The 25,397-nt window shown below is 63.0% G+C and carries 21 protein-coding genes; 8 read left to right on the top strand and 13 right to left on the bottom strand.

The window, feature by feature from the left end:
- Window positions 1–238: 238 nt before the first annotated feature.
- Together CLU92_RS25445 and CLU92_RS25440 are read right to left on the bottom strand one after the other, a co-directional pair.
- Window positions 239–1,366 (bottom strand): M24 family metallopeptidase, encoded by a 1,128-nt coding sequence (locus tag CLU92_RS25445; RefSeq protein ID WP_101484132.1) that lies wholly within the window; start codon window positions 1,364–1,366, stop codon window positions 239–241.
- A 194-nt stretch (window positions 1,367–1,560) separates the two neighbouring features.
- The gene (locus CLU92_RS25440; protein ID WP_101484131.1) at window positions 1,561–3,066 is read right to left on the bottom strand and encodes a dipeptidase; all 1,506 of its coding nucleotides are present in this window, start codon (window positions 3,064–3,066) and stop codon (window positions 1,561–1,563) included.
- A gap of 216 nt (window positions 3,067–3,282) precedes the next feature.
- On the opposite strand from CLU92_RS25440, the gene CLU92_RS25435 reads away from it, so the two are divergent.
- Both CLU92_RS25435 and CLU92_RS25430 read left to right on the top strand, forming a co-directional pair.
- Window positions 3,283–4,281, top strand: a complete 999-nt coding sequence (locus CLU92_RS25435; RefSeq protein ID WP_101484130.1) for an LLM class flavin-dependent oxidoreductase — start codon at window positions 3,283–3,285, stop codon at window positions 4,279–4,281.
- A gap of 184 nt (window positions 4,282–4,465) precedes the next feature.
- Window positions 4,466–5,683: an MFS transporter gene (locus CLU92_RS25430; protein ID WP_101484129.1), complete on the top strand. Its 1,218-nt coding sequence runs from the start codon at window positions 4,466–4,468 to the stop codon at window positions 5,681–5,683.
- Between the two features lie 148 nt (window positions 5,684–5,831).
- Here the strand turns inward: CLU92_RS25430 and CLU92_RS25425 are convergent, their stop codons facing one another.
- From CLU92_RS25425 to CLU92_RS25400, 6 genes are all read right to left on the bottom strand, one after another.
- Window positions 5,832–7,475 carry a M28 family peptidase gene (locus CLU92_RS25425; RefSeq protein WP_101484128.1) on the bottom strand — a complete coding sequence of 548 codons (1,644 nt, stop codon included), beginning with the start codon at window positions 7,473–7,475 and terminating at the stop codon, window positions 5,832–5,834.
- Window positions 7,476–7,611: 136 nt separating this feature from the next.
- A complete protein-coding gene (locus CLU92_RS25420; RefSeq protein WP_101484127.1) occupies window positions 7,612–8,448 on the bottom strand; it encodes an HDOD domain-containing protein in 837 nt (278 codons plus the stop codon).
- A gap of 121 nt (window positions 8,449–8,569) precedes the next feature.
- Entirely contained in the window at window positions 8,570–9,646 is a 1,077-nt protein-coding gene (locus tag CLU92_RS25415) for a BMP family ABC transporter substrate-binding protein (RefSeq protein ID WP_101484126.1), read from the bottom strand.
- 85 nt (window positions 9,647–9,731) lie between these two features.
- Window positions 9,732–10,661, bottom strand: a complete 930-nt coding sequence (locus tag CLU92_RS25410; protein ID WP_101484125.1) for an ABC transporter permease — start codon at window positions 10,659–10,661, stop codon at window positions 9,732–9,734.
- A complete protein-coding gene (locus CLU92_RS25405; RefSeq protein WP_101484124.1) occupies window positions 10,654–11,730 on the bottom strand; it encodes an ABC transporter permease in 1,077 nt (358 codons plus the stop codon). The genes CLU92_RS25410 and CLU92_RS25405 overlap by 8 nt, the downstream gene beginning before the upstream one ends.
- Complete coding sequence (locus CLU92_RS25400) at window positions 11,723–13,237, bottom strand: ABC transporter ATP-binding protein (protein WP_101484123.1); 1,515 nt, start codon at window positions 13,235–13,237, stop codon at window positions 11,723–11,725. Before CLU92_RS25400 ends, CLU92_RS25405 begins: the two co-directional genes overlap by 8 nt.
- 22 nt (window positions 13,238–13,259) lie before the next feature.
- On the opposite strand from CLU92_RS25400, the gene CLU92_RS27570 reads away from it, so the two are divergent.
- The 4 genes from CLU92_RS27570 (at window position 13,260) to gluQRS (ending at window position 16,018) form a co-directional block, all read left to right on the top strand.
- Window positions 13,260–13,472 carry a hypothetical protein gene (locus CLU92_RS27570; RefSeq protein WP_143452647.1) on the top strand — a complete coding sequence of 71 codons (213 nt, stop codon included), beginning with the start codon at window positions 13,260–13,262 and terminating at the stop codon, window positions 13,470–13,472.
- 206 nt (window positions 13,473–13,678) lie between these two features.
- Window positions 13,679–14,491, top strand: a complete 813-nt coding sequence (locus tag CLU92_RS25395; RefSeq protein WP_101484122.1) for an outer envelope protein — start codon at window positions 13,679–13,681, stop codon at window positions 14,489–14,491.
- A 78-nt stretch (window positions 14,492–14,569) separates the two neighbouring features.
- Window positions 14,570–15,004 carry a type VI secretion system baseplate subunit TssF gene (locus CLU92_RS25390; protein WP_180338584.1) on the top strand — a complete coding sequence of 145 codons (435 nt, stop codon included), beginning with the start codon at window positions 14,570–14,572 and terminating at the stop codon, window positions 15,002–15,004.
- 93 nt (window positions 15,005–15,097) lie between these two features.
- A complete protein-coding gene (gene gluQRS, locus CLU92_RS25385; RefSeq protein ID WP_101484121.1) occupies window positions 15,098–16,018 on the top strand; it encodes a tRNA glutamyl-Q(34) synthetase GluQRS in 921 nt (306 codons plus the stop codon).
- Between the two features lie 76 nt (window positions 16,019–16,094).
- On the opposite strand, the gene CLU92_RS25380 is transcribed toward gluQRS, so the two are convergent.
- Window positions 16,095–18,326 (bottom strand): TonB-dependent receptor, encoded by a 2,232-nt coding sequence (locus CLU92_RS25380; protein WP_101484120.1) that lies wholly within the window; start codon window positions 18,324–18,326, stop codon window positions 16,095–16,097.
- A 520-nt stretch (window positions 18,327–18,846) separates the two neighbouring features.
- Between CLU92_RS25380 and CLU92_RS25375 the strand changes: the two genes are divergently transcribed.
- Both CLU92_RS25375 and bla read left to right on the top strand, forming a co-directional pair.
- Window positions 18,847–21,522: a PAS domain-containing protein gene (locus tag CLU92_RS25375; RefSeq protein WP_180338583.1), complete on the top strand. Its 2,676-nt coding sequence runs from the start codon at window positions 18,847–18,849 to the stop codon at window positions 21,520–21,522.
- A complete protein-coding gene (gene bla, locus CLU92_RS25370; RefSeq protein ID WP_101484118.1) occupies window positions 21,515–22,408 on the top strand; it encodes a class A beta-lactamase in 894 nt (297 codons plus the stop codon). Before CLU92_RS25375 ends, bla begins: the two co-directional genes overlap by 8 nt.
- A 117-nt stretch (window positions 22,409–22,525) precedes the next feature.
- Here bla and CLU92_RS25365 read toward each other — a convergent pair whose 3' ends face one another.
- The 4 genes from CLU92_RS25365 to CLU92_RS25350 form a co-directional block, all read right to left on the bottom strand.
- On the bottom strand, window positions 22,526–22,966 hold the full coding sequence (locus tag CLU92_RS25365) for a DUF695 domain-containing protein (RefSeq protein WP_101484117.1): 441 nt from the start codon (window positions 22,964–22,966) through the stop codon (window positions 22,526–22,528).
- Between the two features lie 44 nt (window positions 22,967–23,010).
- Window positions 23,011–23,685, bottom strand: a complete 675-nt coding sequence (locus CLU92_RS25360) for a hypothetical protein (protein ID WP_143452646.1) — start codon at window positions 23,683–23,685, stop codon at window positions 23,011–23,013.
- Window positions 23,686–23,846: 161 nt separating this feature from the next.
- The gene (locus CLU92_RS25355) at window positions 23,847–24,197 is read right to left on the bottom strand and encodes a hypothetical protein (RefSeq protein WP_101484115.1); all 351 of its coding nucleotides are present in this window, start codon (window positions 24,195–24,197) and stop codon (window positions 23,847–23,849) included.
- Between the two features lie 113 nt (window positions 24,198–24,310).
- Window positions 24,311–25,306: a PHB depolymerase family esterase gene (locus CLU92_RS25350; protein ID WP_101484114.1), complete on the bottom strand. Its 996-nt coding sequence runs from the start codon at window positions 25,304–25,306 to the stop codon at window positions 24,311–24,313.
- Window positions 25,307–25,397 lie beyond the last annotated feature (91 nt).

Raw genomic sequence — 25,397 nt, 5'->3', positions numbered from 1 at the left:
AAAACAACGCTGCTGCCGACCTGCCTGGCATGCACGCGGGCGGCAGCACGCAGGGGGTGGCGGGCATGGGCTGTACCGCGTCACCTTGCACCTGGACGACGGCACGACGCGCACCTTCACGCAAAATACCCGGTTCGCCTTCCAGATCGACGACCGGGTCAGCATGCAAAAGGCATGATGCAGCGCTATTGATCGATGCCGGGGCTTGCCGATGCTTGCCGCTGCGCACATGGCCGCATCAGGCCATGGCCAGTGTCAGCGGCCGGCTGCGCCCCTGCACCACGGCCGAAGGCCAGGCCGGGTCGTGCGTGAGGTTGTGCAATTGCTTGCCGTCGAGCAGAAAGGTGTCTTCCACCGTGCTGCCGGGCAGGCTGGGGTGGAAGGCCAGCGCCATGCCACGCTTGAGGATGATTTCCGTGTGCGCGCCGGCCGCCACTTCGGGCGCCAGGTAGCCATGGATGCCGCCCTGCCTGCTGGTGCGCACTGCGTCGGGTTGGCCTGCATACGCGTAGGCGCTGTCGAGCGCGTGATACACCATGCTCAGCGTATGGCCCGTTTCGCAAGCGTCGAGCGCCACCGCTTCCAGCGCCAGCATGGCGGCATCGGCATCGTCCATGGCCACCGCCGCGCCATCAACGCGACGCTGCGCGGGGCCGAAGCGCCGTTGACGGCTGAGACTGGCGCACAGGCCGAAACGCCGTGCGCACAGGGCCAGCACGGCTTGCCTGCCCAGCACCAGCTGGGCCGGGGGCGCGCGCCGATACCGGTGCTGGCGCGCCTCGCCGCTGACCAGCACGTGTACGGCCTGCAAGCCCCGCAGCCACAGGGCGCGCACGCAGGCGGCGGCCAGTTCCTGCTCGCTCCAGTCGGGGCGGGCCTGGCGCAGCGCATCGGCGGCGGCCCCGGCGGCCAGCTGACCGACCTGGCGATAGCGCTGCTGCTCCGATTCCAGCAGCACCAGCCGCTCTTCGCGCAAGGCCACGGGCAGGCTGCGTTCGTGCAAGCCTGCCCGGTCGGACAATACAGGCGCACCACCGGCCGCATGCTGCACGAAATGCTCGCGCAATTCATACAACTGCGGCTGCATCCAGGGCGACACTTGCCACGTCCATGGCCCGCGCACTTCCTCGTCGCGCATGCGCATGGCTTCGGCTTCGTCCGTCAGGATGTAGGCGGCGTCGCGCGTCACCAGCACTTCCGCGCAGCCGCACTCGGCCGTATGGCTATGGCTGTTCGACGCGCCCGCCGTGGCCCACGCAAACCAGTCCACGCCGCGCAGGCGCACGGCACCGGCACGCTCCTGTTCCAGCCAGCCCCGCATCTGCGCCAGCTTGTGCGCCACTTCCATTTCCAGCGGCCAGTTCATGACCACTCCTGACTCGGGTTCAGGCGCGGCACCACCCCGCCTGGCATGCCTGGCGCCTGCCGGGCCTCATGTTGTTCATGCATAGCTGCTCCCTTCCTGCATACAGACGTAAGACCGGCATGCGCATAAAAAGTTCGGCGCCTGGATTCGTCTCAGGCTTGCAGTCTATGACTTCCTTCTATTTTTGCAAGCAGCTATTTCGCCAGCTCGATCAGCACGGCCGTGTACATCTGCAAGTTCAGCAGCAGCTGTTTTTCCGTGATGAACTCGTGTTCGGAATGCCCCGTATACACCGTGTGCGGCATGGCCGGGCCGAAGCTGACGGCGTTTGGAAACAGCCGTGAATTGGTGCCGCCGCCAATCGCCACCGGTTGCGGATTCGCCATGCCCGTGTAATGCTCGAAGACGGACAATAAAGTGGGAATCTGCGGCGCGCCCGTCTGCAGCCACGGCTCGCCGATCTGCACCTGCAGCGCGGCCGGCACCTGGCGCCGCGCCTTCCAGGCATCGAAGGCGGCCGTCACCTGCTGCTGCAGCACGGCCGCCGTCTTGCCTTGCGGACGGCGCAAATTGATGTTCAGTTCCAGCGTGCTGCCATCTTGTTTGAGCACGGTAGGCGCCACCGTCATCGGCCCCATGAAACCGTCGCGGTAAGCGATCTGGCCAAAGCGCTCGCCGTAGATGCCCGTACCCACCAGTTCATTCAGGAATGACAGCATGTCGGCCGCCTGCGTACCCTGCCAAGGCTGCACGGCCAGCGCGTCGGCCAGCATGCTGATGGCGTTGACGCCGTCTTCCGGTTTCGACGAGTGGGCCGACACGCCCAGCGCCGTCACCGTCAGGGTGTCGCCAGCGCGCGCATAGCTGTAGCGCATGCCCTGCTGGCCCTGCGCACGGGCGCGGATGGCCGCTTCCAGCGCCGTCGGAGCGTGCGCGATGACGGCGCTTGCATCTTCCGGAATCTGGCTGCCGAAAAAGCCGCCCGTCAGCCGCGTCAGCACGGGGCCGCCATCGGCTGGCAGTGCCGTGCGCGGCGGCAAGGCCAGCTTGATCGAACCGTAGCCCTTCTCGGCCGTCACCACCGGATATTCCGCATCGATGGTGATGTTCACCTGCGGCGGCGTGTGGGTTTTCAAGAACTGTTTCAACGGTTCCCAGTCCGATTCCTCGGCCATGTAGACGTACAGCTCGATGCGCTTGTTCAGCGGTATCTGTTTGTCCTGGATGGCTTTCATCGCATACAGGGCCGTGGCGATGGGGCCCTTGTCGTCTTCCGTGCCCCGTCCCAGCAGTTTTCCAGCTTCGCTGGTACGGTCCAGTTCGAACGGTGAGCGGGCCCATTTGGCGGGATTGACGGGCTGCACGTCGCCGTGCGTGATCACGCCCACCCTTTCGCTGCCTTTGCCCATGCCGATAACCAGTACGTGGCCATGATCGTGGAAGTCGAAACCGAGGCGCTGCGCCTCGGCCGCCAGGTAGCGCTTGAAGCCCGTGTGCTGGGGATTGTCGGCAAACGGCACGGCCGGATCGGCCACCGTGTTGAAACTGACCATTTTTGCCAGGCTGGCGATCAGCGCTTCGGGATAGGTGGCCAGCGCATGGCGTGCCGTGTCCTGCGCCTGCAAGCTGACGGGGGCGGCGTGAACGGAGGGCTGCAGCATCAGGGCTAGCAGGGACAGCAGGAGGGGTTTCTTGAACATGGCGGGGTGCATAAAGTGGGGAGGCCCACTCTAGCATCGCCCGCACCGATTTCCAATCAGCATGAGTTTTTTACCGATCAGTACGCAAATTCCCGATTCGCATTATCATGTGCGCAGCCTGTCTTCCCCGCCACGCTGTCCAGGGTGACCCTGCCAGCATCAGGGGATAGACAAATCGTCCATTGTGATTTTCCACCACGTCCCGATATCGCTACCATGATTCCATTTTCCATACTCGACCTCGCGCCCATCGCTGAAGGCAGCAACGCCAGCCAGTCATTCAAGAACACGCTGGACCTGGCGCAGCACGGCGAACGCTGGGGCTACAACCGCTATTGGCTGGCCGAACACCACGGCATGCCCGGCATCGCCAGCGCCGCCACGGCGGTCGTGATCGCCCATGTGGCGGCCGGCACCAAGACCATTCGCGTGGGTGCCGGTGGCGTCATGCTGCCGAACCACTCGCCGCTGGTCATCGCGGAACAATTCGGCACCCTGGAAGCGCTGCACCCGGGCCGCATCGATCTGGGCCTGGGCCGCGCGCCCGGCTCCGACCAGACGACGGCGCGCGCGCTGCGCCGCGACCTGCAGTCCGACGCGGAGCAGTTTCCGCAAGACGTGCTGGAATTGATCGACTATATGTCCGACGAGCCGCGCCAGCGCGTGCTGGCCGTGCCCGGCAAGGGCGCGAAAGTGCCCGTGTGGATACTGGGGTCGAGCCTGTTCGGCGCCCAGCTGGCCGCGCACCTGGGCTTGCCATACGCCTTCGCCTCGCACTTCGCGCCGCAAATGATGATGCAAGCCGTGGCGTATTACCGCGAACACTTCAAGCCTTCAAAACAACTGGCCAAACCGTACGTGATGCTGGGCTTCAATGTGTTTGCCGCCGACACGGATGCCGAGGCGCACCTGCGCGCCACCTCGATGCAGCAAGCCTTCGTGAACCTGCGCACGGGCCGCCCGTCGCGCTTGCAGCCGCCCGTGCCCGGCTATCTGGAACAGCTGGGCCCGCAGGAACGCGCCATGCTCGACTCCGTCCTTTCCTGCACGGCCATCGGCGCGCCGGAGACGGTGAAGGCAAAGATGGCCGCCTTCATCGCCGAAACGGGTGCCGACGAGCTGATGATCACCTCGCAGATCTTCGAGCACCAGCACCGGCTGCGCTCGTATGAAATTACGGCGCAGGTGCATGCGGAGTTGGCGCAGCAGCAGTAACGGACATTTTCCTCCCTCGGTATATCCCCCTATACCCTTTTCCCGGCCGTCGGCAACGATCGCCGGGATTTTTTTGCCTGCTGTCTTGTCCACCGCCACGCCGCAAAAATCGGCCGCGCCCGGCAAGAAATGCGCAGCCCCGCTATCATGCTGATCCAAAAGCATCACTCGAAAGCTGTATCGCATGAAACCTGCAGTCCCCCCTTCCCTCGACGCCAGCACCCTGCTGAGCGCCACCCGCATCCTGCTGTTCGCCCTGTCCGCCGGCGTGCTCGTCGCCAGCCTGTACTACGTGCAGCCGCTCACGTCCATGCTGGCCGCCTCGTTTGGCGTGAGCGTGCCGCAAGCGGGCTACCTGGTCACGGCCACGCAGATCGGCTATGTGCTGGGCATCGTGTTTCTCGTGCCGCTCAGCGACGTGCTGAACCGCCGCCAGTTGCTGACGTGGATGCTGATCGCCAAGATAGGCGCCCTGCTGCTGGCTGCCACCAGTCAGAACATCATCGTCTTTGCCATTGCCAGCGTCTTGATGGGGATCACGGCCAGCGCCTTGATGGTGGTCACGGCCATGGTGGCCTCGTATGCGCCCGATCACAGCCGGGGCCGCATGGTGGGTACCGTCATGACGGGCTTGTTGCTGGGCATCTTGCTGGCGCGTACCGTCTCCGGCACCGTGTCGCAGATCAGCGGCGGCTGGCGCACCGTCTACGTGCTGGCCGCCATCGTCGTGGCCGCCCTGCTCGTCATGCTGCGCCGCATCCTGCCGAACGAAGCGCCGCGTGGCAAGCTGCAATATGGCAAGCTGATGGCCTCGCTGGCCGACATCATCCGCCAGGAACCCCTGCTGCGCCAGCGCGCCCTGTTCTCGGGCCTGGGCCTGGGCACCTTCAGCGTGTTCTGGACGGGCCTGACCTTCTTGCTCAGCGGCGCTCCCTACCACTATTCGGAAATGCAGATCGGCCTGTTCGGCCTGGCCGGTGCCACGGGCGCCTTTGCCGCAAATACGGCGGGCCGCATGGCCGACCGCGGCTACGCGCGCCAGGCCACCTGGCTGCTGGCCGTCGCCTCGATCGCGGGCTGGGCCCTGATCGGCTTTGGCGCCCATTCGCTGGTACTATTGCTGATTGGCATAGTCCTGCTGGACATGGGCGTGATGGGCTTGCAAGTGACGCACCAGTCCATCATTTACAAACTGGCGCCGCATGCGCGGGCGCGCGTGACCACCGTCTTCATCGCGGGTGGCTTCATCGGCGCTTCGGCAGGCTCGGCGCTGGCCAGCGCCAGCTTCGCCGCCGGCGGCTGGCCCGCGCTATGCATGGTGGGCGGCGCCATGCCGCTGTTGATGCTGCTGGTGTGGAGCAAGTACCGGCATACGCAGCGCAGGCTGGAACGGGCGGCTTGATCCGGCGCTGCGGCGCCAACAATGTTGTCGGGTTACGCGCTGGCGCGCTAACCCGACCTACGCACTTGCTCCAAGCGAACAGACGTAGGTCGGATTAGCGCGGCGAGGCCGCGCGTAATCCGACAACATTGTATGCACGGACCACGTCTTATTTCGCGGCCTGCTCACGCGCCTTGCCAAACGCATCGCCCGCCTTCCAGGCCGGCATCCTGGCGGCGTTCGCCACGGCCTGCCCCAGGTTCAAGGTGAACTGCGCCTGCTGCGTCATGCCGGACAAATCCCAGCTGGCGTCGTACTCATCGGTCACTTGATGGTAGCGGGGGCCGTAGGCGGCCGCCTTGGCTTTCGACGCTGCCACGTCCTTGATGTACTCGCGTCCGCCATTGATGGAGAACGCGGGCACGCCCGCCTTGGCAAAGCTGAAATGGTCGCTGCGGAAGTAGCCGCCGGCCAGGTCAGGACGCGCGGCAGCAATGTGCATGCCCATGGCTTTGGCCACCGTAGCGGCCATGGCGCCCAGCTCCGTGCGCTCGCTGCCCTGCGCGCCGATGTCGTGCGTGGCGCCGACAAAGTTCAGGCTGTCAAGATTCAACGCGGCGGCCGTCTTGTTCAAAGGCCACAACGGGTCAGCCGCGTAGGCGGCACTGCCCAGCAAGCCTTGTTCCTCGGCCGCTACCCACAGGAAAATCTGCGTGCGCTTCGCCGGCTTTTTCACGGCTTCCTGCGCCATGGCCAGCAAGCCGGCCGTACCGGAAGCGTTGTCGACGGCGCCGTTGTAGATGGTGTCGCCAGTCTCCCCTTGCTTGCCCAGGTGGTCCCAGTGGCCGCTGTAAATGACGGCTTCATCCTTCAATGTCGGATCGGTGCCCGGCACCATGCCGGCGATATTGAACTGCTCCACCTTGCGCACGGCGGACTTCATCTCGCCCGACAGCTTGGCATTCAATGCGACGGCCTTGAAGTCCTTGCTTTCCGCTTGCGCGCGCAAGGCATCCAGGTCCTGGCCACCGGCCGCAAACAGACGGCGCGCCGCATCTTCTGCAATCCAACCCTGCAGCGGCGTGCCGGCGGTGCGGTCGGCCAATTGAAAGCGCTCGCTGCCGCTCCAGCTGTTCTGCACCACGCTCCAGTCGTACGAAGCGGACGGTTTCGTGTGGATCAGCAATACGCCAGCGGCGCCCTGGCGTTTGGCTTCTTCGAATTTGTAGGTCCAGCGGCCGTAATAGGTCAGCGCCTTGCCAGCGAAGCGGCTCGGCTCGGCACTGGTCGGCTGCGGGTCGTTGACCATCATGACGACGATCTTGCCTTTGACATCGGCGCCCTTGAAATCGTTCCAGCCCTCTTCCGGTGCCGTGATGCCGTAGCCGACGAACACGAGCGGCGCGTCAAAGGAATGTGCGGCAACGGAGTCGCCCGTGGCCCAGACCCAGTCCGGGCCGAATGCCAGCGGCACGCTCTTGCCACCCGCCACGGCTTGCAGGCTGCTGTCTTGTGGCAAGGACTTCACGCCGGCAATTTGCACACTCTGGCGGTAGCTGTTGCCACGCACGGGTTGCAGTCCGGCCATCTGTGCCTGGGCTTCCAGGTAAGCCACCGTCAGGTCGGCGCCGCGCTGGCCCGTACCCCTGCCTTCCAGTAAATCGTTGGACAGGAAGGCCAGGTGGGCGCGCAGCGGCGCTTCCTGCACGATGGGCAAGCCCTGCGCGGCAGGCGCGGCGGCTTGCGCGGAAAATGCCAGCGCCAGGTTGGAAGCGAGGGCGGTGGCGGCCAGGGAAGAAAACAGCTTCTGCATAAAATCCTTTGGGTAAGAGGAGGAAAGCGGTCCGGCGGATAGCCGGGCCGGCGATTGTATGCCATGGGGCAAGCGCATCAAAATGCGGACGAAAAAAATCCCCGCAGCAAAGGCGGGGATAGCAGAAAGAAGAGCGTCAGACCAGCAAGGCCGCGGCCAGGGATTCGATCTCTTCGGCCGATTCGTCGAGGATGGTGTGCAGGGTGCTGCCGCCGATGCCGAAGTCGATCTTCGCCGCCGCCTGGCGCCGCGCGGCGCTTTCCGGCGGATGCAGGGGCGAGCCCACGGGCGACAAATCATTGGCCAGCACCAGGGTCGCGCCCAGGGTGCGGGGCGGAAACGGGCTGCCGCCATGCCACATGCCTTCCACGGCTTGCAAGACCATGTCGGGCACTTGCAGCTGGCGCAGTACGCCGCGGCCGATCAGTTTTTCGCCGTATTCGATCCAGTCTTCCGTGTTGTCGTCGAGCAAGCCAGGATATTCCTCGGCGCGCGACAGCAGATAAAAGCCGCCCACTTCATGCACGATGGCGGCGAACATGGCCGTTTCCACGTCCACATGCGTGACCTTTTTGGCGATGACCTGGCTCAACGCAGCCACGTGGGCCGTGTGTTCCCACAGCTTGGCGGACTTGGCGCGCAATTGCGGGTCCGTGATCTGGCTGCCCAGCTGGCGCACGATAACGGACGCCACCATCGACTTCAAGGTGGCAAAGCCCAGGCGCGAGACGGCCGCGCGCACATTGGCGATTTCATTGCCGGAACGGTTGTAGGCGGCCGAGTTGGCCAAGGCCACGACCCTGGCCGACAGCAACGGCTCGGCCATGACCATCCGTGCGGCCGCTTCGATATGGCAATCGGGGTCGTCCAGCGCTTCCTGAAGCTTCAAGGTGGCCTTGACGTTGGCGGGGAACGTCAGTTCGCCCTTGCTCGCTTGCAGCGCGATAATCTTGAATACTTCCAGTCTATCCATGGGTCGATCTCCGGTACGGGCTTGTTCAAGCTCTGCTCTATGGGTAGGCCGGGAATGCGCATGTATCCCCGGCCCGACTCCCGTTTCCGGCAATATTACAGCAAGTTTATATGCAAACCTATTACTTTCCGGAAACTTTCCCTGCCACGCCTTCGACAAAATAATCCATCTTCGTCAGCGCTGCATCGTCCAGCACGCCTTTGTCCAGGCGCATCTTGCCGTCGTTATCCTTGATCGGCGCACTGAAAGGATTAAGCTTGCCAGCTACCAAGTCTTTCTCACGCGCCAATACAAACTGTTTCACATCGGCGGGCACGGCAGCGTTGATGCCTTCCAGCTTGACCATGCCGTCCTTGATGCCGCCCCAGGTGCTGCTGGATTTCCACGTACCGTCCAGCACGGCTTGCGCCTGCTTCGTGTAGTACTCGCCCCAATGGTGGGTGACGGCAGCCAGCTGCGCCTTCGGTCCGTACTTTTTCATGTCAGAGTGGTAGGCGATCGCGAACTTGCCCTTCTCTTCCGCCGCCTGCACCACGGCGGTCGAGTCCGTGTGGTGGGTGACCACGTCGGCGCCCTGGCCCATCAGGGTGATGGCCGCGTCGCGTTCCTTGCCCGGGTCGAACCAGCTATTGACCCATACCACTTTCACTTCCGCCTTCGGGTCGACGCTGCGCATGCCGCGCGTGAAGGCATTAACTCCTTGCAACACTTCCGGGATGGGGAATGCCGCCACGTAGCCGGCCACATGGGTCTTGCTCATCTTGCCGGCCAACACGCCAGCCAGGTAGCGGCCCTCGTAGAAACGGGCGTTGGTGTTGGCCACGTTTGGCGCCGTCTTGTAGCCAGTCAGGTGGATGAACTTCACATTGGGAAATTGCTTCGCCACTTTCAAGGTGGGATTCATGTAGCCGAACGAGGTCGTGATGACCAGCTTGCTGCCCGTTTGCGCCAGGTCGCGGATCACGCGCTCCGCATCGGCGCTTTCCGGCACATTTTCCACAAACCTGGTGCTGATCTTGTTACCTAGCGCCTTTTCCATTTCCTTGCGCGCCTGGTCGTGCTGGGTGGTCCAGCCCGCGTCGCCGATGGGGCTGATATACACGAAGCCGACGTTCAGCGGCGCAGTGGCGGGTGCAGCGGCCATGACAGGCATCAAAACAGCACTGCATACGGCGGCGCACAATAGTTTCTTGGACATGGTTTTCCTTGTGATGGCCCCCCATCGAAAATAAAAAAGACAGCGCGCCGCGGGGGAGTGACGGCGCGCCTGGGCACGGTACGGGCTAGCTGCCCGGATTGAAATTCTTGCCCAGTGAAGCAGGCATGTTCAGCTTGATGTAATTGGCATTGCTGGAGATCAATACCAGCACGACGATGGCCGCCACATACGGCAGCATCGACAGCAGTTGCGACGCAATGGGCACGCCCAGCGCCTGCGCATGGAAGGTCAATATCGTGATGCCGCCAAACAGATAGGCGCCCCCCACCACGCGCGCCGGGCGCCAGGTGGCGAACGTGGTCAGCGCCAGCGCGATCCATCCGCGTCCCGCCACCATGCCCTCGACCCACAGCGGCGTGTAGACAAGCGACAAAAAGGCGCCGGCCAGGCCGCAGCAGGCGCCGCCAAACAGCACGGCTGCCAGGCGGATGCGGCGCACGGGGTAACCGAGCGCATGCGCGGACGCTGGCGACTCGCCCACCGCGCGCAGCACCAGGCCCGCCCGCGTGCGGTACAAAAACCAGGCGATGGCCAGGCACAGCAACAGGGACAAATACACCATCGCATGCTGGCGGAACAGGGCCGGCCCCAGCACGGGAATGTCTTCCAGGAAGGGGATGCCAAAGCGGCCGTTGTGCAAGCTGTTGCCCACATAGTTCAGGCCGATGTACGTGGACGCGCCCGCACCAAATAGCGACAGGGCCAGGCCCGTCGCATACTGGTTCGTGCCCAGCCACACGGTCAGCCAGGCAAAGAAGCCGGACAAGACCATGCTGGCGCCCGCCCCCGCTAGAAATCCCAGGGTGGGGCTGCCCGTGTTGACAGCCACGGCAAAGCCCGTGATGGCCGACACCAGCATCATGCCCTCCGCGCCCAGGTTCACCACGCCCGCCTTTTCATTGACGAGCAGCCCCAGCGCGGCAAGCATCAGCGGCGTGCCCGCATTGATGCTGGCGGCAATCAAGGGCGCTATCGTCAGGGCCAGGTTATCCATGTTTTCTCCAGCGCAGTTTGTATTGGATCAGCACATCGCAAGCGAGCAAGGCGAACAGCAAGATGCCCTGGAACACGCCCGTGATCGCGCTGGGCAAGCCCAGGCGTGATTGCGCCAGTTCGCCGCCGATATAGAACAGGGCCATGACGAAGCTGGAGAAGATCACGCCCACGGGATGCAGCCGCCCCACGAAAGCGACGATGATGGCGGCAAAGCCGTAGCCGGGCGACACGGTGGGCGTCAACTGCCCCATCGGCCCCAGCACTTCGCACGCGCCGGCCAGGCCCGACAGGGCGCCGCAGATCAGCAGGGACGACCATAAAGTCTTGCGCGAAGAAAAACCCGCGTACCGGGCGGCGGCAGGTGCCATGCCGCCCACGCGCAGGCGGAAGCCGGAAATGCTTCTGGATAAGTACAGCCAGCCGCCCAGGGAAGCCAGCAAGGCAAACACGATGCCCACGTGCAAGCGCGTATCGCTGATCACCATCGGCAACAGCAAACCGTCCGACAACAGTTTCGATTGAGGGAAGTTAAACCCTTCCGGGTCGCGCAGCACGCCGTACACGAGATAGCTGAGCAGCAATTGCGCGATGTAGACCAGCATCAGCGAGACGAGAATTTCGCTGGCGTTATAGCGGTCGCGCAACCACGCCACCAAGCCCGCCCAAGCCATGCCGCCCAGCATACCGGCCAGCAAGGAAACGCCGATGATGGCCGCACTTCCCACGCCATCGTCCAGGTACAGGGCCGCCGCCCCGCCGCAGATGGCGCCCAGAGTCAGCTGCCCTTCCGCGCCGATGTTATAAATATTGGCACGAAAGCAGATGGCCAGCCCAACGGCAATCAGCAGCAAGGGCGCCACCTTGAGGCCCAGCTCGGACCACCCGTGCGCGTCGCGCAAGGGTTCCACAAAAAAGACGGCAAGGCCGGCCAGCGGATCGTGTCCCAGCGCCAGAAACAGCAAGGCGCCGCACAGCACAGTAAGCAGCACGGCCAGCACGGGCGACAGCCACGACATGAGCCGCGACGGTGTGGGACGGGCTTCGAGACGCAAGGCGAACTTAGCCATGGACTACCTCCTGCGGCCACAGCCCGCTCATCCATTGCCCCACGAGGGTCACGCTGGCGTCGCCCACGTCCAGGGACGGTGAAATTTTTCCTTTCGCCATCACCAGCAGGCGGTCGCTGATCTCGAACAATTCATCGAGTTCCTCCGATACCACCAGCAGGGCGCAGCCCGCGTCGCGCAGCGCCAGCAATTCGGCGCGGATTTGCGCGGCCGCGCCCACGTCCACGCCCCAGGTCGGCTGCGCCACCACCAGCACGGTGGGCTCGCGCATGACTTCGCGTCCGACTATGTATTTCTGCAAGTTGCCACCCGACAGGCTGCGCGCCAGCGCTTGCGGCCCGCCCGCCTTCACCTGGAAGCGGGCGATGATGGCCGCCGCCCGCTGCGCGATGACCTTGTGGCGCACGAAGCCATGGCGGATGGTGGCTGGTGTCTGCAAGCTGAGCAACACGTTGTCGGCCAGCCCCATGTCGGGCACGGCGCCCCGCCCCAGTCGCTCCTCCGGCACAAAGCCGAAGCCCAGGGCGCGCCGGCGTCCCGGCGGCAAGCGTCCCGCCTGCGTGCCGTTCAGGACGATGCTGGCGGGGGCCGCGCGCATGTCTTCGCCCGACAGGGCGGCCAGCAATTCCTGCTGGCCATTACCGGACACGCCAGCGATGCCGACGATCTCGCCCGCGCGCACGTCGAAATTGATGTCCGTCAACTGCGTGGCGAACGGATGGCTCTTCGGCAAGTCCAGCTGCCGCACGCTCAGCATGACGGCACCGGGCGTGCGCGCCACGCGCTTGACTGCGGGCGGCTCGGCACCGATCATCATGCGCGACAGGCTGGCCGCAGACTCTTGCGATGGGTCGCACACGCCCGCGTTCTTGCCGGAGCGCACCACCGTGCAGGTATGGCACAGGGCGCGGATCTCGTCGAGTTTGTGGCTGATGTACAGGATGCTGCAGCCTTCGGCCGCCAGCTGACGCAAGGTGCCAAACAGTTTCTCCACGGCGCCCGGCGTCAGCACGGACGTCGGTTCGTCGAGGATCAACAGTTGCGGCTTGGCCAGCAGGGCGCGCACGATTTCCACGCGCTGGCATTCGCCGACGGAAAGCGTGTGCACGTGGCGTTGCGGTTCCAGGTCCAGGCCGTACTGGCGCGCCGTCGCTTCGATGCGCTGCGCCAGTTCCGCCATGTTGGTACCGGCGGGCAAGCCGAGGGCTATGTTTTCCGTCACGGTGAGCGTGTCGAACAAGGAAAAGTGCTGGAACACCATGGCGATGCCCAGCGCGCGCGCAGCCGACGGGTTGGCGATCTCGACCTCGCGGCCATTCCACAGGATGCGGCCACCATCGGGTTGCACGGCACCGTAAATGATTTTCATCAAAGTCGATTTGCCGGCACCGTTTTCTCCGAGCACGGCGTGAATCTGTCCTGGCGCCACGGTCAGGTGGATGCCGTCATTGGCTACCACGGACGGATAGCGCTTGCTGATGTCGTGTAATTCCAGGCGTGCCGTCATTGTTTTTTTCGTGCCTCGCTGCATGGTCGCCGGCATCGTCGCCGGTAGGATAAATCAAGCTGGTGTCTCTATCGTATCGGCATCCGCAGCGCTTGGGGGCGGGCGTGGCGGCGCGCATTTCTATTTCCGCAAAAAAACAACACCTGTATACAATTTTGAAAAAAATTATCAGCTTTACAGCAGCCGCCTTGCCCCGCAAGGGCGAGAAGGTGCGATGATTATATGCAGAAAATGATAGTAACTATGCAGAAAATACATATCGTCCGGTGCGGCGATGCTCGCATCATGGATTGAACGGTGCGCAATATGTTCCATCGCAGCGCTTCATGCGGGCTACGCCCCCTGCCATCCCGAATATCCGTTTTTCAACACCGCCATCAGGAGCCGAAAGTGCCAAAAACCATACCGTGTCTGTTGCTCTGCCTCACTACTACCCTCGGCGTGGGCGCGACCGCCCAGGCTGCCGAATGGAGCGATACCGCGCTGAGCTGGCGCGCAGGCAATGATTACCGCGAGCCGTTCAATCCGGACGACATCAAGAAAAACATCTTTGCGATCACGCATGCCAGCGGCTACAAATACGGCAGCAACTTCGTCAACCTGGATTTCCTGCTGTCCGACAGCAAGGACCCTGGCGCACTGGGCAAGACTTCCGGCGCGCAAGAGGCGTACCTGGTGTACCGCAACACCATCGACATCGGCAAGGTGCGCGGCAGCGACATCAAGTTCGGCCCCGTGCGCGGCATCGGCGTCACCCTGGGCTTTGACGTCAACACGAAAAATGACGTCGGCTACAACTCGCGCAAGCGCATGCTGGTGGCCGGCCCCACGCTGATGTGGGACGTGCCCGGCTTCTTCAATACCAGCCTGCTGTTGCTGCGTGAAAGCAATGCCCCCAGCGGCGCCTTCCCGCCCATCTCGCAAGTGACGGGACGCTACACGTATAAAACGCACGCCATGCTGGCGGGCGCCTGGGCCATTCCCCTGTCGCCGCTGTTCTCGTTCGAAGGTTTCTTTAACCTCATCGATTCCAAAGGCAAGGATGAAGTGGGACGCGACACGGCGGTGGAAACGAATATCGACATGCAAGTGATGTACGACGTGGGCGCGGCCCTGGGCAGCGCCAAGAACACCTTCCGCGTGGGCCTGGAATACCAGTACTGGAAGAACAAGTTCGGCAACTCGCCCGCCACCACGGGCAATGTGGGCCAGACGGCGAAGACGCCGATGATACGCGCGGAGTACCATTTCTAAGAATCATTGTCACGCATCAACACCCACGCTCGTGCCTGATGCCAGCATGGAGCTTTCCAGCTGGCGGAGAGCGCGACCGTGGAACAACTATTGCCGTATTACGAGCGCGAGCTGGGTTTGTTTCGCCAGTACACGCGCGAGTTTGCCAGCGCGTATGACCTGATGCTGGCAACGCTGGCCATTTCGCGCCGGCACTTTTCGCCCATCATCAATGCGCCGCCCGGCCTGCGCCTGTATGCTGGCGCCAGCGCCTTGCTCAGCATTCAATTCACCAGCAGCAGCGCTCAGTACCATCTGGGTCAACCGGGTTTTTCCAGCCTGCGCCTGTTTGCCAATGGCGTACCGTCCGTGCGCGCGGCCCTGCCCGACGCCCTGCTACTGCACGGTGCAGGCGCCTACGTCGCGCTGAATAAACACACCATCGATGGCACCTTGCGGCCGCACGAAACGCTTGTGTTCGCTATTGCTACAGTCGGCCAGCGATTTCTGGCCACATATGAAACAGGGCCGTAATTTGACTTGAAAATCACTCTGAACGATACTTGGATGCGTCATCGCTCATAGCCACACCAGCACGTATCACTACTGTCAACAACCTTCATCCGTATGTCCCTGTCCACCGCACCCTACATCGGCCGCTTCGCCCCCTCCCCCTCCGGTCCCCTGCACATGGGCTCGCTCGTTGCCGCCATGGCCAGCTATCTCGATGCCAAGGTGCATCGCGGCACGTGGCTATTGCGCATCGAGGACCTGGACTATGACCGCAATGTCGAGGGTGCCGATATGGCGATCCTGGCCACCCTGCAACGCTGCGGCATGACGTGGGATGGCGAGGCGACGTGGCAGAGCCGCAGGCTGCCGCTGTACGAGGCAGCGCTGAAGCAGTTGCAGGATAATGGCCTCGTGTATGCGTGCGGCTGTTCGCGCAAGGAGATCCACGATTCAGTGGTGCAGGCGGGCACGCCCAAGGGCGGGGCCGCCGTGTATCCGGGCACTTGCCGCCACGGCTTGGCGCCGGGCAAGGCAGCGCGAGCCCTTCGGCTGCGCGTGCCAGAGGGCACGCAAGCCGTGTATGGTTTTACCGACCGCTGGCATGGTCAGCAGCAGCAGGACCTGGCTGGCGAAGTGGGCGACTTCATCGTGCTGCGCGGCGATGGTTACTGGGCGTATCAGCTGGTCGTGGTGGTCGATGATGGCGCACAGGGCATCACGCAGGTGGTGCGCGGGGCGGATTTGCTCGATTCCACGCCGCGCCAGCTGTATCTGCAGGATGTGCTGGGCTTGCCGCATCCGGGCTTTCTGCACGTGCCTGTCGTCAACAATGACAGCGGCGAGAAACTGTCGAAGCAGACAGGCGCCCTCGCCTTCGACACGGGCACGCATGCCGCCGAACTGCTGGCATCGGCACTGCTGCCGGCTGCCCGCTTCCTCGGCCTCGACGTGCGCGCCGAGAGCCTGGAAGACTTCTGGCGGCAAGCCGTTCCCGCCTGGGCGCAGCGGCTGGCGCAGCTTCCCGAGCGGGCATAAAAAAACCCGCCGCGGCGCAAACCGGGCGGGTTGAAGCAGGCGCTGGCCGCAAGGGCCGGCGCCTGGTATCGGGCAATTAGAAGTTGCCCTTGAATTGCACACCAAATTGACGTGGCTCATTGATGAAGCCCGTGCGGTTGTTGAAGTCGATGGCGCCGGTGATACGCTGGGTATCGGTGATGTTGCGGCCAAAAGCGGCCACTTCATACTTGCCGGCATCCCAGGTGTAGCCTACGCGCAAGCCACCTTCGAGCATCGGCTTGCCGGTGAACTCGGTTGCTTCATACAGGAAGAAATTGATCTTGCTGCGGTAGGCCCAGTCCGTGAAGACGAAGAATTCGCCGTTTTCCATCGGGATCGAATAGCGGCCCGTGGCGGTGATCGTCCACTTCGGCGCTTGCGGCAATGGATTGCCGTCGATGATGGCGCGGTTGCCCGTGGTCAGCGGATCGGTCACGGTGCAACGCGTTTGGGCGCAGGTGGCGATCGACAGGCTAGGATCCTTGATTTCCGTGAAGTTGTAGCTGCCGCCCAGGGACATCTTCAGGCTAGGCGTAACAAAACCTTCCAGTTCCAGTTCCGCGCCACGGCCATTCGTCTTGGCTGCATTGATCAAACGCGTGACGTTCGAGGTGCCGCCCACCACCGTCAATTGCTGGTTCTTCACCTGGTAGTTGTACAGGCTGAAAGCGACGCGGGCGCGGCGCTCGAACAGGTCAGCCTTGATACCCGCTTCGAACGAGGTGATCGTTTCCGCATCGGCCACGGTGACAGGCACGCTGGTGCTGGCTGGGGCGATACTTGGTGCGCGGAAACCGGTAGCGATACGGCCGTAGAAGTTCACGTCCTTGTTGTACTTGTAAGTACCGCTCAGGTCCCAGTTGACCTTGGCTTTGCTGACATCGGCGCTGGTCGGGTTGACCTGCACGATGTTGGTCGCTTCCACCGTGTTGAAATCCTTCTTGTCCTTGGTATAGCGCAAACCGGCGCGCAGCATGAAGTCATCGTTGACGGCGTAGTTGACGGAACCAAACGTTGCCCAGGCCGAGTTCTTCTGGCGGCTGGCCAGGTGCGTGGTCAGCACATGCGTGTTGGTATTGAAGTTGTCGGTGAAACCGTTGGCATCTTCATTGAAGTAATACACGCCAGCCTGCCAGTTGAGCGGACCGGCATTCTTCGATTCGGCGCGGAATTCTTGCGAGTATTGTTTCACGCTGGTGATGCCGCCGGCCGTTTCAACCTGGAAAGGAATGAAGCCGGGGCCCGTCGGCGTGCCGCCATCGATGTCGCCATGCGATACGTAATTGCCGACCTGTTCAAAGCCGGTGATCGAATACAGCTTGACGCCGTCCAGGTCCCAGCTCAGGCGGGCGCTGGCGCCATTGGTGCGCAGGCGCTGGAAGTTCGGTGCATTCGTAAACGACTTGTTCGGGTCGAAACCATCGACGATGTCGTTCGTGCCTTGCTTGATCATGTTGGCATAGAAGATGCGCGCGCTGCCAGTCGTATTGCGCTGGTGCACATTGAACAGGGCATTGAACATGGTGTTCGGTGCGTACAGCAGTTGCACGCGTTCGGCGTGTTCGTTGTAGCCGTCCAGCGCGTTTTTCTGGCCCGTAAAGGTATTGTCGACGTAGTCGTCGCGGTGCTGGCGCAGGGTCGAAAAGCGCAGCGCCCATTCTTTGCTCAGCGGCACGTTGACGGCGCCATCGAAATTGCTGGTGTTGTGCGTGGCGGTGGAAACGTTGTAATAGCCTTCAACCTTGTCCAGGTTCGGCTTGACGGATTCGAACTTGACCACGCCGGCAGGGGTATTGCGGCCGAACAAGGTGCCTTGCGGGCCGCGCAGCACTTCCACGCCAGCCACGTCGAAAATCGGATAACCCTTGAGAATAGGATTTTCCTGCACGACATCGTCGTAAATCAGGGAAACAGGTTGCGATGCAAAGATGTTGAAGTCGGTATTGCCGTAACCGCGGATGTAAAAGCGGGGGAAGGTGCGGCCATTCGACGATTCCACGTTCAGGCTAGGCACTTTGCCAGCCAGCACGCGAATGTCTTGTCCGCCGGACACCAGCACGTCGAGCTTTTCGTCGCGCAACAGCGACACGGAGACGGGCACATCGCGGATATTTTCCTTGCGGCGCTGCGCCGTCACGGTCACGGTTTCCAGCTGGCTGGCGGCAGGGGTCGTATCAGCAGCGACTTCATCTGCATACGCCGAGCCGATAGGCAAGGCAGCGGACAGTGCCAGCATGGCGGCGCTTTTGGCGCACAAACGCTGGTGCATCTTGGACATCTTGATCATGTTGTTTCCCAGAAGTTTAAAAAAGAATTGCGAAATCTGTCTTCCAACTTGTCTCCGGCTTATGTACGGCGCTGGATGATCGTATGCACCATCACGGTGCAGCAGCGCGAGCGGATGTTTCTCCGCACCTGGCGTCACTGGCTCTGCCCTGGCTGTCGTCCAAGCTGACAGCGGTCTGGCCGCATCTCTGGGATGTCTGATGAACACCAACTTTTGAGTAAGGCGCCAATTTAATTCAAGCGCCTTATGCGCTGCAAGAATATTGTTATGTAAAATATTCATTCATCAACATAATGGCCCGACTAGTGGTTATTCAGCCACAATAGCGCCCTTGCCTTGCTGTTTCACCCGAAGATTTTCCGCAGGACGCGATTTTTTCTCGTGGCCTGCAGAAAGCAGAATGGGCATCCTGCAAGACAGCCCAGAGCGTAAAAATAGTTGTAATATCGCCAGAATTGAGCTGCCATGCCGCCCCATCCCAGTGCGGCGGCGGTACCCCGCACCATCGTCGATCGCCTCCATGCCAGAACCGAGCCAGCCCAGCAATGCCGTCCCGTCCTCCATCGCCGCCGCCCAGGCCGCACATTTACTGCTGGGCGCCCATTGCGACATCGTCTGGAGCACGAAAACCTTCGGCCAGTTCGATGCCGACCAGCCTTCCTGGCGCGCCTTCACGGGCCAGACCGAGGCCGAACTGTTGGGCCGCGGCTGGCTCAATGCCCTGCATCCGGATGACCGCAACTTGCCTTACGTCATGCCATCGCACCTGACCAGCGTGTTCGAAGCGGAATACCGGCTGCGCCACGTCAGCGGCACCTACCGCAATATGGTCGTGCGCATGCTGCCTGTGCTGGCGCCCGACGGCAGCATCGTTGAATGGCTGGGTTCGCATTGCGACGTGACGCAGCAAAGACAGACGGAGCAGCAGTTGCGCCTGGCCATGAAGGGCGGCCGCATGGGCACGTGGGAGATCGACCTGGGCAGCGGCAGCATGGCCTGCTCCGATGCGTTCAAGGCCAATCTGGGCCTGCCGCCTGCCAGCCACATGGACTACGCGCAACTGACAGGCGCCATGCTCGACGGCGACCTGCAGCACTGGCAAACGGTGATGCATGCAGCCATCGCCAGCGCCAGCGATTTCGACATCGATATCCGTGTGCGCTGGCCCGATGGCGCGCTGCACTGGGCGCACATGCGCGGCACCTGCACCAGCGACGGCGCCGGCAACGTGATCACCCTGTCCGGCATTTCGCTCGACTTGACGGCCAGCAAGCAAAACGAGGAAACCCTGCGCCTGACTCTGGAGGCCGGTGAAGTGGCCACCTGGAACTGGAACATCGTGGCCGACCGGGTCACGGCCGACAGCAATATGGCGCGCTTGTTCTCCGTCAATGCCGAAGCGGCCACGGCAGCGCCGCTGGCGCGCTACCTGGGCATCATCCATCCCGATGACCGCGAGCAAGTCAGCGCGCAGATAAGCCAGGCAGTGCACGCGCACACGCCGTTCGAGGCCAGCTACCGCATCGGTACCGGCGATGGCCAGTACCGCTCGGTCATCGCGCGGGGCCGCGCGGAATACGCACCCGATGGCACGCCCTTGCAATTTCCAGGCGTCCTGCTCGACATCACGCGCCAGAAACAGGTGGAAGATGCGCTGCGCCGCAGCGAGGAACGCTACCGCACCCTGATCGAGCTGATGGACCAGGCCTTTTGCGTCATTGAAATGCTGTACGACGAGCAAGGCCACCCCATCGATTTTCGCTACCTGGAAGGCAACGCCGCCTTCGTCAAGCAGTCTGGCCTGGACAATGCCATCGGCAAGACCATCCGCAGCTTCGTGCCCGACCACGACCAGCACTGGTTCGACCTGTACGACCAGGTCGTCAAAACCGGCGAGCCCGTGCGCTATGAAAACGAAGCCGTGGCCATGGAGCGCTGGTTCGAAGTCTTCGCCGCGCGCCTGGGCGGCCCCGGCAGCCGCCTGCTGACGATACTGTTCAGCGACATCAGCGAGCGCAAGCGCTCGGAGCAGCAATTGCGCCAGTTGGCGGACAATCTGTCCGAGATGGACCGGCGCAAGACGGAATTCCTGGCCACCCTGGCGCACGAATTGCGCAACCCGCTGGCGCCCATCCGCAACGGCTTGCAGATCATGCGCCTGGCGGCCGACAAACCCGCCACGGTGGCAAGAGTGCGCGACGTGATGGAGCGGCAAGTCAATCAGATGGTGCACCTGGTCAATGATTTGCTGGACGTGGCCCGCATCACGCGGGGTCAGATCGAACTCAAGCTGGAACGTGCAGACTTGAAAACCATCATCGCCAGTGCCGTGGAAACAAGCATGCCGCTGATCGAAGCGGGCCACCACCAGTTGCAGGTGCAACTCGACGAGCAGGCGCTGCCGCTCGAGGCCGACCCCACGCGGCTGGCGCAAGTGCTGGGCAATTTGCTCAACAATGCCGCCAAGTACACGCCCGCTGGCGGCCATATCAGCTTGCGCGCGGTACGCGATGGCAGCGAGGCCTTGATCGAGGTCAAGGATAGCGGCGTAGGCATCCCCGCCGAGTCGATCACGACTGTGTTTGACATGTTTACCCAGGTGTCGCAAAACATGGGCAGGGCTCAGGGCGGCCTGGGCATCGGCCTGTCGCTGGTGCGGCGCCTGGCAGAGCTGCATGGCGGCAGTGCCACGGCGGCCAGTGCCGGCGCCGGCCAGGGCAGTACTTTCAGCGTGCGCCTGCCCCTGCTGGAGGAGGAAGCGGCAGCGCCCGCCGCACCAGCCGCCCCCGCCAGCGCCGCCCATGGTCCCCAATTCCGCGTGCTGGTGGTCGACGACAATGTGGATGCGGCCGATACCCTCGCCGCCGTGCTCGACATGATGGGCCATGCCACGCAAGTGGCCCACGACGGCGCGCAAGCCCTGGCCGCGGCGCCGCAATTTTTGCCAGACGTTATCTTCCTCGACATCGGTCTGCCCGGCATGAACGGCTACGAAGTGGCGCGCGCGCTGCGCAGGATACCGGCCGGCGCCAACGTCGTGCTCGTCGCATTGACGGGCTGGGGCGCCGAAGACGACCGCAGCCAATCGAGCGCGGCCGGCTTCGACTATCATCTGACCAAGCCGGCCAACCTGCTCGCCATCGGCGAACTGCTGGCCACCCTTTCCACACCAAAGACAGCGACAGACCATGACTGAATCCCCAAACCAACTCCGCCGCCACCTCCTGCTGGCCAGCGGTGCCGCCCTGCTGTGCCCGACATCGCTGCTGTTTGCCGCGCCCGCGACCAGCCTCGCCGCCGCCCACACGCAACTGGCCGCGCTGGAACAGGCCGCAGGCGGACGCCTCGGCGTTGCCGCCTGGCGCCAGGGCAGCGAACTGCGCATTGCCTATCGCGCCGACGAACGCTTTCCCCTGGCCAGCACCTTCAAGGCGATGCTGGCGGCCGCCGTGCTTGCCCGCAGCGTCAGCCAGCCGGGTTTGCTGGATCAGCACGTGCGTTACGAGAAAAAAGAACTGGTCACGTATTCGCCCATCACGGAAAAGCATCTGGCCGACGGCATGACCGTGGCGGACCTGTGCGCCGCCACCTTGCAGTACAGCGACAATAGCGCAGCCAATTTCTTGATGACATTATTAGGCGGGCCGCAAGCCGTGACGGCGTTTGCGCGCAGCATCGGCAATACGGTGTTCCAGCTGGAGCGCTGGGAAACGGAACTCAATAGTGCCATCCCCGGCGAAGTGCGCGACACGGCTAGCCCAGCGTCGATGGCGCACAGCTTGCAGCAATTATTACTGGGAAATAGCTTGCCGGCGCCGCAGCGCCAGCAGCTCGACGCCTGGATGCGCGGCAACACGACAGGCGACAAGCGCATCCGCGCCGGCGTACCGGCTGGCTGGCAGGTGGCCGATAAAACGGGCTCGGGAGCATATGGCAGCGTCAACGATATCGGCGTCGCCTACCCGGCCAGCGGCGCACCGCTGGTCATCGCCGTGTACTACACACGCGAACAGAAAAAAGCGGACACGAATCAGGACATCATCACGGCCGCCACGCGCATCGTGGCGTCCGCGCTGGTCTGATTAGATCCAACCCTGATAAAACCGTTGCGAGCGGAAGGGAGCTGTCGCCGAGAGCGGAGCTGTGCTGTAGCACAGTGAGCATCGCAGGCGGCAGATCACGACGCGCAGCAGGTTTGATCAGGTCGTTGGGGGCAAGGCGGCCATGAAACCCGCATACGTGGACCAGGCGGGGTCGGCCGCGCTGCGGATTTCAATCGGGAATTTCGGGCGCGACGCCAACGCCGTATTCAGGCGATTGAAAAACTCTTCGCCCGATTGCGTGTAGTAAATCCATTCGCGCAAGTTTTCACCCGTCGATACCAGCGCCAGGGTGGCGAAGCCGCCCTCTTCCACCACGGGCGCCAGCGCCGCTTCCAGCTCTTCCATGTGCTCGCGCTCGTTCGGCGCGGGCATGCCCGTTTCGTCTTCATAACGCCAGGCGATGATGATGCGGTCCGGCTGCGACGACAGGTCCCAGTCGTCATGGAAGGCGTCGACATAACGGTAGATGATGGCCATCTCGTCGCTATGCGTGACGATGGTGCCCCAGCTGCGGGCGGAAGTGGAATTCTGGTTCATGGTTGCAACAGTCAAAAAGAAGAATCGAGCAAAGGGCGAGCAGTCTACAGCACTGGCGGGCAAGTCACATTCCACGCGTCATACTGGGCACCGCTCTTGCGCAGCCAGACGCGGGCGTAGCTGTCGCGGTCACTCTTGAACACCAGCGCATAGCGCTCTTCGGCACGCGGTGCGGCGGCGCCTACGTCGACGGCCGCCAGCGTAAACTTCAGCGCCCGCAAGGGGGCGCAGGCCGTGTTACCCGCCATCAATAATCGCGCCCGCTCCAGCAGCGGCTTTTGATACAGCAACACGCCTTCCAGTTCCACATCGGGGATGCGCTGCAGCATGCGCACGGGCTCGGCCACCGCGCGGCAAGTGCCACGGTCGAGCCAGGCGTAATACTCCATGCCAGCCTCCTGCCAGCGCGCCTGCTTGCCCTCGCCATGCAGCACGAACTTGGTGCGCTGCGTACGGCACAGAGCTCCATGACCGCGATACGGCGGCGTTTCCGCGCTGCCCACCACTTCGCGACCACGGCCCCCCACCACGGGCACGCTCTCAAACACGGTGCGCGTGGCAGGCTCGCCCGGATATTGCTGCGCATAAAATTCCAACAAGGACGCGCGCTGCTGCGCATCCACCGCCACCACCTCGGCGGCATTGGCAGAGATGCACACGGTCGACACTACACACAGCGCCAAGCGGCGCACGAAATATCCTGGCATGTATCCTGGCATGGCATTCCTTCAATCGGAGTTCAGGGGCGGGTATCGCCCAAGCGCAGATTATATAGTTAGCAGCTAATACAGGGAGCCGCGGCTGTCAGGACATGCACCCACTGGCGAAACTGGCTTGAACTTTAGTCCGACCTTGTCTTGCTCTCCACTACTTCCGTCAACTATTTCCGTTTGGCCAGCAAGGCGGGATCAAACGCCGTCCACGCCTCCAGTCGCAGCGCATACGCGGGCGTCATCATCCAGCCGAATACCTCCGTTTTGTCTTCCTCGGGGCCGCAGGCTGCGTGCAGGCTGACGAGGCCCGGATGCGGGTGGCCCAGGTTCTGGAATCCCTTGCCATAGGCCGTGCCGGGCGGGCTCATGGCCAGCCAGGCGGGTTCGCGGAAATAGAAATCGTTGAACAGGCGGTATTCGATGACGTGGTAACACTCGTGGTGTACGCGCAAGTCCATGCGCGCGAAGACGCCGGCCGGATAGCGCTCCATCGCCAGCAAGACGATGCTGAGCAACAATTGCAGTCCGGCGCGGTCTTGCTACGAGCCGCTAGCATGGGATCTTTCACCGGCATCAAAAATGGGGCGCAATCACTGCACCCCATTTTACGAGCGGCAAATTCCTCAAAGCGTCAGCGCTGGTAATTCTTGAAGAAATTCCAGCTGATCACGGTGGCGTCCGGCCCCAGTTCATCGCTGAACGGCCAGCCGGGAGGGCCGCCGCTCCACGCATGGTTCATGCCCTCGACCGTGTACTTTTGCGCGATGACGGCGCCGTTGTGCAGGTAGGTGTCGATGGAATAGCTGCGGCCGTAGGGCACTGTCTGGCGCACGATGCTGTCAGCACGGTAGCGCACGCTGTCATTGTCGAGGCCATCGTCGCCGACATCGCTGGTCTGCAGGAATTGCTCGATGGTTTGCTCGCCGTTGACGGGGTTGACGACGATGTCGGCCGTGCCGTGGAACACCATCGTCGGCATTAATCGGCGCGGCGAACCGGAGCAGCGCCAGGCATCCTTGCCCCGCGCTTTCGGGTCGAAGGAACTGCCGTTGAACAGCGAATCGGCGGCCGTGAGCATGCCGATGGCGCCTTTGTACATGCCGCCCGAATGCACCATCACGGCGGCGAACACGTCCGAGTAGCAGGCGGCCATGATGGAGGCCATGGCGCCGCCCGCCGAGATGCCCGTCACATACACGCGGCTATCCTGCACCGCATACTTGCTCTTGACCTTGTTCAAGATACCCATCAGCACGGCCGGCTCGCCCGTACCCCGTTCCTGGTTCAGCGGCAGCATGAAATTCCAGCAACGCATGGGGTTGGCCGTGGCGTTCTGGCGCGGATAGACGACGATGAAATTTTCGCTGTCGGCCAGTTGGTTGTAGCGGCTGACGGCGGCCATGCTGTTCGGTTCGGAACCGCAGCCGTGCAGCATCAGCACGACGGGCAGCGGCGTGTTCGGATGGTAATTGGTCGGTAGCCAGACCTGGTATTCGCGCGAGCCCCACAGGCTCGCGTACAGGCCGAAGTCCCACTGGCCGGCAAAGGCCGGCAGCGCGGCCAGCAAGCCGCAGGCGGCGATGATTGCGGATAAGAAGTGACGCAGTTGCTGATGCAGATGTGCCATGCCAGTCTCCTGATTCATTAAGGACGAAAACAGCGACAATGAACCGGCTTGGACCTTGGCCAGACCGGCACTTCCGACAGGCGAAGCCGGA

It is taken from the genome of Janthinobacterium sp. 61, from assembly GCF_002846335.1.
Classification (GTDB): domain Bacteria; phylum Pseudomonadota; class Gammaproteobacteria; order Burkholderiales; family Burkholderiaceae_D; genus Janthinobacterium.
Note: the sequence above shows the minus strand (reverse complement) of the source record. Positions and strands in the feature narration are given on the sequence as shown.